Origin of the sequence: Streptomyces sp. 2P-4, from assembly GCF_030167965.1 — a bacterium.
GTDB lineage: Bacteria > Actinomycetota > Actinomycetes > Streptomycetales > Streptomycetaceae > Streptomyces > Streptomyces globosus_A.
The window spans coordinates 6,043,458-6,055,525 of record NZ_CP095011.1 but is presented as its reverse complement, the minus strand read 5'-3'; the positions used below and the strand labels follow the sequence as shown (position 1 = coordinate 6,055,525).

The 12,068-nt window shown below is 73.3% G+C and carries 13 protein-coding genes; 10 read left to right on the top strand and 3 right to left on the bottom strand.

Annotation, left to right across the window (positions count from 1 at the left end; translation table 11 throughout):
* Positions 1-3 precede the first annotated feature (3 nt).
* The gene (locus MUK52_RS26960; RefSeq protein ID WP_284580810.1) at positions 4-2,106 is read left to right on the top strand and encodes an ATP-binding protein; all 2,103 of its coding nucleotides are present in this window, start codon (positions 4-6) and stop codon (positions 2,104-2,106) included.
* A gap of 174 nt (positions 2,107-2,280) precedes the next feature.
* Here the strand turns inward: MUK52_RS26960 and MUK52_RS26955 are convergent, their stop codons facing one another.
* A complete protein-coding gene (locus tag MUK52_RS26955) occupies positions 2,281-2,466 on the bottom strand; it encodes a DUF5999 family protein (RefSeq protein ID WP_114056540.1) in 186 nt (61 codons plus the stop codon).
* A 154-nt stretch (positions 2,467-2,620) separates the two neighbouring features.
* On the opposite strand from MUK52_RS26955, the gene MUK52_RS26950 reads away from it, so the two are divergent.
* On the top strand, positions 2,621-3,058 hold the full coding sequence (locus tag MUK52_RS26950) for an SRPBCC family protein (RefSeq protein WP_284580808.1): 438 nt from the start codon (positions 2,621-2,623) through the stop codon (positions 3,056-3,058).
* Between the two features lie 64 nt (positions 3,059-3,122).
* Entirely contained in the window at positions 3,123-3,914 is a 792-nt protein-coding gene (locus tag MUK52_RS26945) for an LppU/SCO3897 family protein (protein WP_284580806.1), read from the top strand.
* Here the strand turns inward: MUK52_RS26945 and MUK52_RS26940 are convergent.
* Positions 3,911-5,137, bottom strand: coding sequence for an acyl-CoA dehydrogenase family protein (locus tag MUK52_RS26940; protein ID WP_114056543.1), 1,227 nt, complete (start codon positions 5,135-5,137; stop codon positions 3,911-3,913). The genes MUK52_RS26945 and MUK52_RS26940 overlap by 4 nt on opposite strands.
* Positions 5,138-5,328: 191 nt before the next feature.
* On the opposite strand from MUK52_RS26940, the gene MUK52_RS26935 reads away from it, so the two are divergent.
* On the top strand, positions 5,329-5,973 hold the full coding sequence (locus tag MUK52_RS26935) for a TetR/AcrR family transcriptional regulator (RefSeq protein WP_114056544.1): 645 nt from the start codon (positions 5,329-5,331) through the stop codon (positions 5,971-5,973).
* 97 nt (positions 5,974-6,070) lie between these two features.
* Here the strand turns inward: MUK52_RS26935 and def are convergent, their stop codons facing one another.
* The gene (def, locus tag MUK52_RS26930; protein WP_114056545.1) at positions 6,071-6,634 is read right to left on the bottom strand and encodes a peptide deformylase; all 564 of its coding nucleotides are present in this window, start codon (positions 6,632-6,634) and stop codon (positions 6,071-6,073) included.
* A gap of 123 nt (positions 6,635-6,757) precedes the next feature.
* On the opposite strand from def, the gene MUK52_RS26925 reads away from it, so the two are divergent.
* The 6 genes from MUK52_RS26925 (at position 6,758) to MUK52_RS26900 (ending at position 12,055) form a co-directional block, all read left to right on the top strand.
* Positions 6,758-7,996, top strand: coding sequence for a MurT ligase domain-containing protein (locus MUK52_RS26925; protein WP_114056546.1), 1,239 nt, complete (start codon positions 6,758-6,760; stop codon positions 7,994-7,996).
* Positions 7,997-8,017: 21 nt separating this feature from the next.
* A complete protein-coding gene (locus MUK52_RS26920; RefSeq protein WP_114056547.1) occupies positions 8,018-8,746 on the top strand; it encodes a type 1 glutamine amidotransferase in 729 nt (242 codons plus the stop codon).
* Between the two features lie 190 nt (positions 8,747-8,936).
* A complete protein-coding gene (locus tag MUK52_RS26915; protein WP_114056548.1) occupies positions 8,937-9,962 on the top strand; it encodes a 6-phosphofructokinase in 1,026 nt (341 codons plus the stop codon).
* A 91-nt stretch (positions 9,963-10,053) separates the two neighbouring features.
* Complete coding sequence (locus MUK52_RS26910) at positions 10,054-11,013, top strand: cytochrome c oxidase assembly protein (protein ID WP_114056549.1); 960 nt, start codon at positions 10,054-10,056, stop codon at positions 11,011-11,013.
* A gap of 32 nt (positions 11,014-11,045) precedes the next feature.
* The gene (locus MUK52_RS26905) at positions 11,046-11,204 is read left to right on the top strand and encodes a hypothetical protein (protein ID WP_174250425.1); all 159 of its coding nucleotides are present in this window, start codon (positions 11,046-11,048) and stop codon (positions 11,202-11,204) included.
* A 140-nt stretch (positions 11,205-11,344) separates the two neighbouring features.
* Positions 11,345-12,055 (top strand): lysophospholipid acyltransferase family protein, encoded by a 711-nt coding sequence (locus tag MUK52_RS26900; protein ID WP_114056550.1) that lies wholly within the window; start codon positions 11,345-11,347, stop codon positions 12,053-12,055.
* Positions 12,056-12,068: the final 13 nt, after the last annotated feature.

The window sequence follows — 12,068 nt, the reverse complement described above, 5'->3', positions numbered from 1 at the left end:
CCCGTGTTCGGAGAGTACTCGTTCAACAACAGACCGGCGGATTCCGCGGACGGCGACCCCGGTCCCGCAGTCTCCGCACCACCGGGGAACCTCCCGCCGGAACCCGCCGGCTTCATCGGCCGGGAGGAGGAACTCACCTCGTTACACCTCCTGTTGCGCACCCGCCGGCTGGTCACGCTCACCGGCGTCGGCGGCGTCGGCAAGTCCCGGCTCGCCCTGTGCGCCGCCTCCGACCCCGAACAGGCCCGCCCCGACGGCATCTGGTGGGTGGACCTCTCGCCACTGCGCGACCCGGCACTGCTGACCATGACCGTCGCCCACGCCGTGGGGCTCGCCGACCACTCCGCACGCCCCCTCGACGAGGAGCTGTGCGCCTGGATGGCCGACAAGGAGCTGCTCCTCGTCCTCGACACCTGCGAGCACATGGTGGCCGACTGCCGCCACCTGGCCGGCGAACTCCTGCAGTCCGCACCGGACCTGACCGTCCTCGTCACCTCCCGCGAACCGCTGGGCAGCCCCTGCGAGAAGGTCGTCGAGCTGTCCCCGCTGCCCTGCGAGGGCTCCGACAGCGACGCCCTCGCCCTCTTCCGCGACCGCGCCCTGGCCGCCTCCCCGCGCACGGCCGCCGTCTTCGACGACCCCGCCCGGACGGCCCTCGCCGCCGAGGTGTGCCGCCGCCTCGACGGGATCCCGCTCGCCCTGGAACTCGCCGGGGCCCGGCTGCGGACGTGGCCGCTGGAGCGGATGGCCCAGCGCCTCGGCGACCGCTTCGAGGTGCTGGCCGACTCCGGTGGCGGGCCCGGACGGCCGCCCCGCCACCGCACGATGCGTACCGCGATCGGGTGGAGCCACGAGTTGTGCGAGCCGCTGGAGCGGCTTCTGTGGGCCCGGCTGTCCGTGTTCACCGGCGACTTCGACGTGGCCGCCGCGCGCGCCGTCTGCGCGGGCGGCCCGCTGTCCGCGGCCCGTGTCGAGCGGGTGCTCTCCGGACTCGTCGCCAAGTCCGTGGTGCGGCGCCTGCAGGAGCGGGGCGCGGGGGCCCGCTACCGGATGCTCGACTCCATCCGCGAGTACGGCCACGACTGGCTGGGCGAGCTGGGCGAGGTGCGGTCGGTCGCCGACCGGCACGCGCACTGGTACGCCGCGCTCTGCCGGGCGGCCGACCGCGGCTGGATCGGGCCGCGGCAGGTCGACTGGTACCGCAGGATGACCGCCGAGCACCCCCAGCTGCGGACGGCGCTGGAGCACCTGCTGGGCACCGACCCGGCGGCGGCCCTGGAGATGGCGGGGGCGCTGTGGTTCTTCTGGTTCGCCTGCGGGCACGTCCACGAGGGCCGCGGCTTCCTGGAGCGGGCCCTGGAGGAGGGACCGCCCGAGGGCCCGGTCCGCGCCCAGGCGCAGTGGGCCCTCGGGCTGACCGCCCTGCTCCAGGGCGACATGGACACGGCACGGCGGCTGGGCAAGGAGTGCACGCGCCTGGCGGACGGTGCGCAGGACCCGGAGCGGGCCCTGCGGGCCGCCCACCTGTACGCGGCGGCGGTGATGCTGCCCGGCGACCCGCGGCGGGCCCTGGAGCTGGCCGGGCCGCGGGCCCGCGCCGGGCACGGCGGACCGGAGGACGGGCCGGGCCGGCTGCTGTGCCGGCTGGTCACCGGGTACGCCCTGTGCGACCTGCGGCGGTACGAGGAGGCGGCCGCGGAGGCGCGCGGCCTGCGCGAGGCGTGCGCCGACCTCGACGAGCGCTGGCTGCGGGCGTACGCGGACTACGTCCTGGCCGTCGCGGCGTTCGGGCTCGGCCACCCGGAGGAGGCCGCCCGGCACGTGCGGGCCATGCTGTCGGGGAAGCGGCTGCTGGGCGACCGCACCGGGATCGCGCTGGGCCTGGACCTGCTCGCGGCGGCGGTGGCGGCGCTCGGAGACGGCGAGCTCGCGGCCCGGCTGCTCGGCGCGGGGCACGCCTGGTGGCGGACGGTGGGGCGGCCGCAGATGGGCTCACCCTCGCTGACGGCCCTGCGCGAGCAGGGCGAGCGGCAGGCCCGGGCCGCGATCGGCGACGCGGCCTACGAGAGCGCCTTCCTGGGCGGCGCGGCGGCTCCCACGGGCTGACCGGCAGCCGGCGGGAGCCGGAGGCACTGCGGCGGACGTGCTGCCGAGGTGCTGCCGAGGGGCTCCCGTCAGTACGGGAGCGGTCTTCCCGACGGCGTGCGCAGGTCCAGGTCTCGGGGGGCGGGCTTCGGGACGGGCTTGCGGATCAGCTGTTGGCGCATGCGGCCTCCTCGCTCAGACCAGGACCGGGCGGCGGGGTTCCACCACGCGGCCGTCGGGGAGCAGTTCGCCGGTGTCGTCGAAGACCAGGAGGCCGTTGCACAGCAGGCTCCAGCCCTGTTCGGGGTGGGAGGCCACCACACGGGCGGCATCGTGGTCTGCGCTGTCGGCGGACGGGCAGGGGGGCTGGTGGGAGCACATGGCGCACCTCCTCGCTGTGTGGCGCGGGAGGCCGGCGGTCACCCGGTCGGTTCCGCGATCCACGGTGGCCGTGAGTATTGCCGATGGCCACCCCCGGACGGAACCCGTTTCGGCCGTCCGGTTCGGGGTGTGTATGCCCGGTTACCATGCGCTCATGCCCGGTATCCGGATCGTTCACCGTACGTGTCTGCCGCCCGGCGAGGCCTGGCGGCGGCTCACCGACTGGGAGGGGCACGGCGCGCACGTCCCGCTGACCCGGACGACCGTCGAGACGCCGCCGCCGACGGGGGTCGGGACCCGCTTCACGGCGCGCACCGGTGTGGGCCGGATCACGTTCGACGACCCGATGGAGGTCGGGCTGTGGCGGCCCCCGTCGGGCGGGCGCGCGGGGATGGTGCGGCTGGTGAAGCGCGGCCGGGTGGTGCTCGGGTGGGCGGAGATCGAGGTGCGGCCCCTGGAGGGCGGCGGGGCCGAGGTGCTGTGGCGCGAGGACCTGCGGGTGCGGGGGCTCGGCCGGCCGTTCGACCCGCTGGTCGCGGCGGCCGGGCGGCTGGTGTTCGGGCGCGCCCTTGTCCATTTGCTGCGTACCTGACATGCCGGGCTAGGGTTCCGTGATCACCGCTTCCGGCAGCCGCCGCAGCACCGAGGAGGAACCCGTGGCCACACCGCCCCCGCAGCACGGCGCGGGCCCGTACGCGCAGCACGGGCCGCAGTACGGGCTGCCGTACGGCTCCCACGTCCCACAGCAGGGGCCGGGGCCGTACCCGCCGGTGCCTGGGCCGCCTCCGGTGGCGCCGCAGGGCCCCTACGGGATGCCCGTCGGCCCGGCGGGGGTGCCGGACTGCCGGATCTGCGGCTCGGTGCCCGCGGTCCGCGGGACGGTGCGGGGCCACCAGGGCATGTTCGTGCTGATGCGCTTCCTGCGGACGGAGGGGCCGCTGTGCCGCGACTGCGGGCTGGCCACCTACCGCCGGATGCAGTCGGACACCCTGTGGCAGGGCTGGTGGGGGCCGCTGTCGCTGTTCATCACCCCGGTGACCCTGCTGATGAACCTGGGCCCCCGGGCGGCGTACTACCGGCTTCCGCCCCCGTCGAACGGCATCCTGCGGCCGCTGGACCCGGGGAAGCCGCTGTGGCGGCGTCCCCCGGCCCTGCTCGTCCTCGCCGCGGTCGTGCTGGTGTCGTTCGCCCTGCCGACGCTGATCGTCATCGGCCTGCTGGCGGGCGGCGACGAGAAGCCGCAGCCGCTGGCCACCGACCGGTGCGTGCGCAACGTCGGCGACTGGAAGGAGCAGAAACTGCTGGTCGTGGACTGCTCCTCGCCCGACGCCCAGTACCGGGTCCACGGGGCCCCCTGCGCGAACGGCGACTACATCGCCGCCCTGGAGTACACCCCGGAGGACGGCTCCCTGCGCTGCCTTCGGCCGCTGGACCGGCCGACCCGCTAGCGGATCGGCATGCCGGAGAGGGTGCGGGCGATGACGAGGCGCTGGATCTCGCTCGTGCCCTCGAAGATGGTGTAGATGGCGGCGTCGCGGTGCATCCGCTCCACCGGGTACTCGCGGGTGTAGCCGTTGCCGCCGAGGATCTGCACGGCCTGGGCGGTGACCTTCTTGGCCACCTCGCTCGCGTACAGCTTCGACATGGAGCCCTCGGCGGAGGTGAACGGCCGCCCGGCGACCGCCATCCAGGAGGCGCGCCAGACCAGCAGGCGGGCCGCGTCGATCTGCGTGCGCATGTCGGCCAACTGGAAGGCGACGCCCTGGTTGTCGATGATCGGCCGGCCGAACTGGGTGCGGGTCTTCGCGTAGTCGAGGGCGACCTCGTACGCCGCGCGGGCGGTGCCCACCGCCATGGCGCCGACGGCGGGGCGGGAGGCCTCGAAGGTGGCCATGGCGGCGTTCCTGACGCGCTCCCCGCCGGCCCGGGCGCTCTCGCGGGCGCGGGCGAGCCGGTCGTCGAGCTTCTCCTTGCCGCCGAGCAGGCAGGAACCGGGGACCCGCACGTCCTCCAGGACGACCTCCGCGGTGTGGGAGGCGCGGATGCCGTGCTTCTTGAACTTCTGGCCCTGGGAGAGGCCGGGGGTGCCGGGCGGGACGATGAAGGAGGCGTGCCCCTTGGTGCCGAGGCCGGGATCGACGACGGCGACGACGATGTGGACGTTGGCGATGCCGCCGTTGGTGGCCCAGGTCTTCGTCCCGTTGAGGACCCACTCGTCCTTGGCCTGGTCGTAGACGGCCCGGGTGCGCATGGAGCCGACGTCGGAGCCGGCGTCGGGCTCCGAGGAGCAGAAGGCGGCGACCTTCACGTCGTCCGGGGTGCCGTACATCTGGGGGATCCAGGTGCCGATCTGCTCCTCGGTGCCGTTGGCGAGGACGCCGATGGCGGCGAGGCCCGTGCCCACGATCGACAGGGCGATGCCCGCGTCGCCCCAGAACAGCTCCTCCATGGCCATCGGGACGCCGAGGCCGGTGGGGTCGAAGTACTGCTGGGCATAGAAGTCGAGGGAGTAGATGCCGACCTTGGCGGCCTCCTGGATGACGGGCCAGGGCGTCTCCTCCCGCTCGTCCCACTCGGCGGCGGCGGGCCGGATGACGTCGGCGGCGAAGCCGTGGATCCAGTCCCGGACCTGCCTCTGGTCCTCGTTGAGCTCCATGGTGAACTCCGCCATGTCCCCTCCAACAGCGCACCCGCCAGTGCGTTACTGGCGGTAACCTCTACGGTGGCCACAGTCTGTTACCGGCGAGTAGTCAGTGTCAAGCGCGGCCCGGCCCGCACCGGCCGGTTCATCTGCCGAGGTGCCCGGGGTGTTACGTTGCGTGGGCGTCACGCACCATCGCAAGGGCGGGGAGAGAACACGTCATGGACACCACGCAGCAGGCCGGCGAACCGGGTACGGCCGAACGCCGCCGCCGGGAGCTGCTCGAAGCGGCCGACCGCGTCGTCCTCAGGGACGGCCCCAAGGCGTCCATGAACGCCATCGCCGCCGAGGCCGGCATCACCAAGCCGATCCTCTACCGGCACTTCGGCGACAAGGCCGGCCTCTACCAGGCCCTGGCCGTGCGGCACACCGACGCCCTGCTCGGCTCGCTGCGCGCCGCCCTCGACGCGCCTGCGGAGCGCCGCCGCCGGGTGGAGTCCACGCTGCACACCTACCTCGCGGCGATCGAGGCCCGCCCCCAGGTGTACCGCTTCCTGATGCACCCCACCGAGGACTCGCACGGCGCAGAAACCGGCTTCGACGTCGGACGGCACTCCGCCCCGCTCCTGCGCCGGCTCGGCGAGGAGCTGGCCGAGGTGATCAGCGAGCGTGTGGACCTGGGCCCCGGCGGGGAGCGTCTGGCCCGTATCTGGGGGCACGGGATCGTCGGCATGATGCACGCGGCCGGCGACTGGTGGCTCGGCGAACGCCCGTGCACCCGCGAGGAGTTGGTCTCGGGCCTGACCGACCTGCTGTGGGGCCGGCTGGCCACCGCCGGCGACCGCGCGGACGGCCCCGGCTTCTAGAGGGCGTTGCGAGAGTCCTGGGTGCCGTTCGGGACTCTAGCAACCCCCCTAGGCCGTACGCGTGCCGTGCGCGGCCGGTTCGCACGGCCCCGGGAGGTCAGTCCTCCAGCGCGTGCAGGCCGCGGGCGCCCCAGGGCGTCCTGCGGATCGCCCGCCGCAGCCGGCGGCCCCGCATGCCGGTGACCCGCTGCGCGTACACGGCGCCTTCGAGGTGGTCGCACTCGTGCTGGAGGCAGCGGGCGAAGAACCCGGTGCCGGTGATCCGCACCGGGGCGCCGTCCGCGGTGGCCCCCTCGACGACCGCGCGGTCGAAGCGGGGCGTGCCGGCCTCCAGGCCGGGGAGGGAGAGGCAGCCCTCGGGGCCGAGGTACTCGTCCCCGCCGGCCTCGACGAGGCGCGGGTTGACGACGTGGCCCACGTGCCGGACGTCCTCGTCGTCGGGGCAGTCGTAGACGAACACCCGCAGGCCCACGCCGATCTGGTTCGCGGCCAGGCCGACGCCTTCGGCGGCGTACATGGTGGCGAACATGTCCTCGACCAGCGCGCCGAGGGCGGGGCCGAAATCGGTCACCTCCGCGCACGGCGAGTGGAGCACCGGATCGCCCAGGAGGCTCATGGTGCGGACGGTGCCGGAAGTCCCGGGGATGACGCGCTGTCGCATGGCGCCAAGCCTACGACGGGCGAATATATGAGGAGATCCGCGGCGGCCCGGGGGCGCCGCGGTCAGGGCCCCGGCCGGTACTGGATAGGCTGGGGCCGGTCGACGCAAGGAGGACTAGGGACGATGGCAGGCAACACAGAGCCGCTTTCGCCGCGCGCCAAGCTGGCCGTGACGGCGGGCAGGGCCGCGGCGGCGGTGTCGCGGGCCGCGGGGCGCGGAAGCGGATCGGTGATCGGCGGCAAGGTCGCACTCAAACTTGACCCCGACCTCCTCGGAGCGCTCGCGCAGCACCTCGACGTCGTCCTCGTCTCCGCCACCAACGGCAAGACCACGACGACGCGCCTGATCGCCGAGGCCCTGCGGGCCAGCGGGCCGGTGGTCTCCAACGCCCTCGGCGCGAACATGCCGGCCGGCATCACCTCCGCCCTCGCAGGCGGCTCGGACGCCAAGTACGGCGTCATCGAGGTGGACGAGAAGTACCTGGCCGGGGTCGCCCGGGACGTCACCCCGAAGGCGATCGCGCTGCTGAACCTCTCGCGCGACCAGCTGGACCGCGCCGCCGAGACCCGCATGCTCGCGGAGAAGTGGCGCGAGGGGCTGGCCGGCTCCAAGGCGGTCATCGTCGCCAACTGCGACGACCCCCTGATCGTGTGGTCGGCCTCCTCCTCGCAGAACGTGGTGTGGGTGGCCGCCGGCCAGGAGTGGAAGGACGACGCCTGGTCGTGCCCCTCCTGCGGCGGCGTGATGCAGCGCCCCGGCGACGACTGGTTCTGCGGCGAGTGCGGCTTCCGCCGGCCCGCCCCGAGCTGGGTGCTCTCCGGCGACCACGTCCTCGACCCGCACGGCTCGGCGTGGCCCATCAGCCTCCAGCTGCCGGGCCGCGCCAACAAGGCGAACGCGGCCACCTCGGCCGCCGTGGCCGCCGTCTTCGGCGTGCCGCCGCAGGTCGCGCTGGAGCGGATGTACCAGGTGCAGGCGGTCGCCGGCCGGTACGACGTGGTGCAGTTCCAGAACCGCGAGCTGCGGCTGCTGCTCGCCAAGAACCCGGCGGGCTGGCTCGAAACGTTTTCGCTGATCGACCAGCCGCCCGCCCCGGTGATCCTCTCGGTCAACGCCCGCGGCGCCGACGGCACGGACACCTCGTGGCTGTGGGACGTGGACTACCCGCGCCTCGCCGGCCACCCGATCTTCGTGATCGGCGACCGCCGGCTCGACCTGGCCGTCCGCCTCGAGGTCGCCGGCCTGGACTTCCGGGTCTGCGAGACCCTCGACGAGGCCGTGCAGCTCGCCCCGCCCGGCCAGATCGAGCTGATCGCCAACTACACCGCCTTCCAGGACGTGCGCCGCCGCGTCGGCAACTAGCCACCCATAGAGGACAAGAGCATGAGCGACAACAGCCTGCGCCTGGTGTGGGTCTACCCCGACCTGCTCAGCACGTACGGAGACCAGGGCAACGTTCTCGTGGTGGAGCGCCGGGCGCGCCGGCGCGGCCTGGACGTGCAGCGCGTGGACGTGCGCAGCGACCAGCCGATCCCGACCTCGGGCGACATCTACCTGATCGGCGGCGGCGAGGACCGCCCGCAGCGGCTCGCCGCCGAGCGCCTGGTGCGCGACGGCGGCCTGGAGCGGGCCGTCTCGAACGGGGCGATCGTGTTCTCGGTGTGCGCCGGCTACCAGATCCTGGGCAACGAGTTCGTCAACGACATGGGCGAGCGGCAGCAGGGCCTCGGCCTGCTGGACGTCGTCACCGTCCGCGGCGAGGGCGAGCGCTGCGTCGGCGACGTCCTCGCGGACATCGACCCGCAGCTCGGCCTGCCGCAGCTGACGGGCTTCGAGAACCACCAGGGCGTCACGCACCTCGGCCCCGGCGCCAAGGCGTTCGCCCGCACCCGCCTGGGCCGCGGCAACGGCACGGGCGACGGCACCGAGGGTGCGTACAACGAGACGGTGTTCGGCACGTACATGCACGGCCCCGTCATGGCCCGCAACCCGCTCATCGCGGACCTGCTGCTGAAGCTGGCCCTCGACGTGAACGCACTGCCGCCCATCGACGACCGCTGGTACGACGCGCTGCGAGCGGAGCGTATCGCCGCGGCGACGCAGCCCGCGTAACCCCGGGTACGCCCGGCGTTCGGCCCGGATTCCCCTCGGGGGATCCGGGCCGATGTGCGTTCGCACGAGGAACCCGACCGTCATGCGGACGATGGTTCAGTGCGGTGCCGATCCGCTAGTAGGGTGACAGGTAGTTCCAACCGGACGACGTGGTCCGGTCGTCGGCCCACGTTGCAAAGGTCTTCCTGCCATGCGCATTGGTGTGCTCACTTCCGGTGGCGACTGCCCCGGCCTCAACGCCGTCATCCGCTCCGTCGTGCACCGCGCCGTCGTCGACCACGGCGACGAGGTCATCGGCTTCCACGACGGCTGGCGCGGGCTCCTGGAGGCGGACTACCGCAAGCTCGACCTCGACGCGGTGGCCGGCATCCTCGCCCGCGGCGGCACCATCCTCGGCTCCTCCCGCGTCCAGCCCGCGCACCTGCGCGACGGCGTGGAGCGGGCCCGCGGCCACGTCGCGGACCTCGGCCTGGACGCCATCATCCCGATCGGCGGCGAGGGCACGCTGAAGGCGGCGAACCTGCTCTCGCAGGGCGGCCTGCCGATCGTGGGCGTGCCGAAGACCATCGACAACGACATCGCCTCGACGGACGTCACCTTCGGCTTCGACACGGCTGTCGGCGTCGCCACGGAGGCGCTGGACCGGCTGAAGACGACCGCCGAGTCCCACCAGCGGGTGATGGTCGTGGAGGTCATGGGCCGCCACACCGGCTGGATCGCCCTGCACTCGGGCATGGCGGCCGGCGCGCACGCCATCGTCGTGCCGGAGCGGCCGTTCGACATCGAGGAGCTGGCCGGGATCGTCGGCGAGCGCTTCTCCGCGGGCAAGCGTTTCGCGATCGTCGTCGTCGCCGAGGGCGCGAAGCCGCGGCCCGGCACCATGGAGTACACGGAGGGCGGCACCGACCAGTACGGCCACGAGCGCTTCGCCGGCATCGGCAACATCCTGGCGGTGGAGCTGGAGCGCCGCCTCGGCAAGGAGGCCCGCCCGGTCATCCTCGGCCACGTCCAGCGCGGCGGCACCCCGACCGCGTACGACCGGGTGCTGGCCACCCGCTTCGGCTGGCACGCGGTGGAGGCGGCGCACCGCGGAGAGTTCGGGATGCTGACCGCGCTGCGCGGCACGGAGATCGAGATGGTGCCGCTCGCCCGCGCGGTGGAGAGCCTGAAGACGGTCCCGGCGGAGCGCTACGACGAGGCGCAGACCGTTCTGTGACCTTTCTCCCCTTCTGTCGCCGCCCCCGGACGCAAGCGCGTACGGGGGCGGCACTACTGTGGTGGGGCACCACGGTCAAGGGAGTGAACAGATGGATCACAGCGGTCACGGCTCGGGCATGCACACGCACATGGACCTGCCGCCGTTCACGCTGGGCCGTGCTCTGGAGTTCTCCTTCGACGCGTTCTTCCTGATCGGCTCGCTCGTCGGCCTCGGCCTCTACCTGTGGGGCGTGGTGCGGCTCAGGCGGCGCGGGGACGCCTGGCCCGCGGGGCGGATCGTCGCCTTCTGCGCGGGCGTGCTCAGCGTGGCGCTGATGATGTGCACCAAGCTCAACGACTACGGCATGGTCATGTTCAGCGTGCACATGGTGCAGCACATGGTGATCAGCATGCTGTCGCCGATCCTGCTGCTGCTGGGCGCCCCGGTGACGCTCGCCCTCCGCGCGCTGCCGCCGGCCGGCCGCGGCCGCAAGGGCCCGCGGGAACTGCTGCTGGCGCTGCTGCACAGCCGCTACATGCGGGTGGTCACCCACCCTGCGTTCACCATCCCCATGTTCATCGCCAGCCTCTACGCCCTGTACTTCACCCCGCTCTTCGACTTCCTGATGGAGAGCAAGCCCGGCCACATCGGGATGATGGTCCACTTCCTGGCCGTCGGCCTGGTGTTCTTCTGGCCGATCATGGGCGTGGACCCGGGACCGCACCGCCCCGGCTACGTGATGCGCATGCTGGAGCTCTTCGCAGGGATGCCCTTCCACGCCTTCTTCGGCATCGCGCTGATGATGGCGAGCGAGCCGATGATCGGTACGTACAGCAACCCGCCGGCCTCGCTCGGCATCGACCCGCTGCTCGACCAGCAGTGGGGCGGCGGCATCGCCTGGGCCTTCAGCGAGATCCCCTCGGTGCTGGTGCTGATCGCCCTGATGTACCAGTGGTACCACTCCGAGCAGCGGGCGGCGAAGCGCGCCGACCGTGCCGCCGACCGCGACGGCGACGCCGAGCTGGAGGCGTACAACGCCTATCTGGCGTCGCTCCGCGCGCGTCAGTAGCGCGCGGGCGCCTCCGCGCGCGACCATGGGGCATGACCGGTTCCGTCAAGGCGATGGCCGTCATGACCTTCGCCGCCCTCATCGCCGTCGCCACCTACTCCGTGGCCCTCGGCAGCAACGGCTGGCTGTGGTTCGGCTGGGTGGTCCTGGGGCTCCTCACCGCAGCCATGGGCGCCGCCCGCAGCGGCTGACCAGGCGCCCGCGCGCCGCGGCCCGGGCCGGTTCCCGGCCGGGCCGGCAGCCGCCGTGCCGCCGCGCTGCCGCGCCGTCCCGGGGGCCCGTCCGTCCGTACGATGGCGGTGACGACGGGACGGGGCGACGGGAGCTGCCGGTGTTCTACCTCTTGCTCAAGCACGTGTTCCTGGGTCCGCTGCTGCGGCTGCTGTTCCGGCCCCGGATCGAGGGGCTGGAGTACGTCCCGGACGAGGGGGCCGCGATCGTCGCGGGCAACCACCTGTCCTTCTCCGACCACTTCCTCATGCCCGCGGTCCTCCGGCGGCGGATCACCTTCCTCGCGAAGGCCGAGTACTTCACGGGGCCCGGGCTGAAGGGCCGGCTGACCGCCTTCTTCTTCCGCAGCGCCGGCCAGATCCCCGTCGACCGGTCGGGCAGGGAGGCAGGCCGGGCCGCGCTGCGCGAGGGCCTGGAGGTGCTCTCCCGCGGCGAGCTGCTGGGGATCTACCCGGAGGGCACCCGCTCGCACGACGGGCGGCTGTACAAGGGCAAGGTCGGGGTGGCGGCGATGGCGCTGGGCGCCGGGGTGCCCGTGGTGCCGTGCGCGATGGTCGGCACGTTCGAGGTGCAGCCGCCGGGCCGGAAGATCCCGAGGATCAGGCGGGTCACCATCCGCTTCGGCCGGCCGCTGGACTTCTCGCGGTACGCCGGGATGGAGGGCGAGCGGGCGGTGCTGCGCGCCGTCACCGACGAGATCATGTACGCGATCCTGGAGCTGTCGGGCCAGGAGTACGTCGACCGGTACGCCGCCGAGGTGAAGGCCGAGGCGGAGGAGGCGCGGAAGGCGGCCCGGCGCAGGACGCGCTGAGCCGCCTTCCGCA

Coding starts and splice junctions, on each gene's coding strand:
- MUK52_RS26955 (WP_114056540.1), bottom strand. CDS start 2,466: ATGTGCTCCCACCAGCCCCCCTGCCCGTCCGCCGACAGCGCAGACCAC.
- MUK52_RS26950 (WP_284580808.1), top strand. CDS start 2,621: ATGCCCGGTATCCGGATCGTTCACCGTACGTGTCTGCCGCCCGGCGAG.
- MUK52_RS26940 (WP_114056543.1), bottom strand. CDS start 5,137: ATGGCGGAGTTCACCATGGAGCTCAACGAGGACCAGAGGCAGGTCCGG.
- MUK52_RS26935 (WP_114056544.1), top strand. CDS start 5,329: ATGGACACCACGCAGCAGGCCGGCGAACCGGGTACGGCCGAACGCCGC.
- def (WP_114056545.1), bottom strand. CDS start 6,634: ATGCGACAGCGCGTCATCCCCGGGACTTCCGGCACCGTCCGCACCATG.
- MUK52_RS26925 (WP_114056546.1), top strand. CDS start 6,758: ATGGCAGGCAACACAGAGCCGCTTTCGCCGCGCGCCAAGCTGGCCGTG.
- MUK52_RS26920 (WP_114056547.1), top strand. CDS start 8,018: ATGAGCGACAACAGCCTGCGCCTGGTGTGGGTCTACCCCGACCTGCTC.
- MUK52_RS26915 (WP_114056548.1), top strand. CDS start 8,937: ATGCGCATTGGTGTGCTCACTTCCGGTGGCGACTGCCCCGGCCTCAAC.
- MUK52_RS26910 (WP_114056549.1), top strand. CDS start 10,054: ATGGATCACAGCGGTCACGGCTCGGGCATGCACACGCACATGGACCTG.
- MUK52_RS26905 (WP_174250425.1), top strand. CDS start 11,046: ATGACCGGTTCCGTCAAGGCGATGGCCGTCATGACCTTCGCCGCCCTC.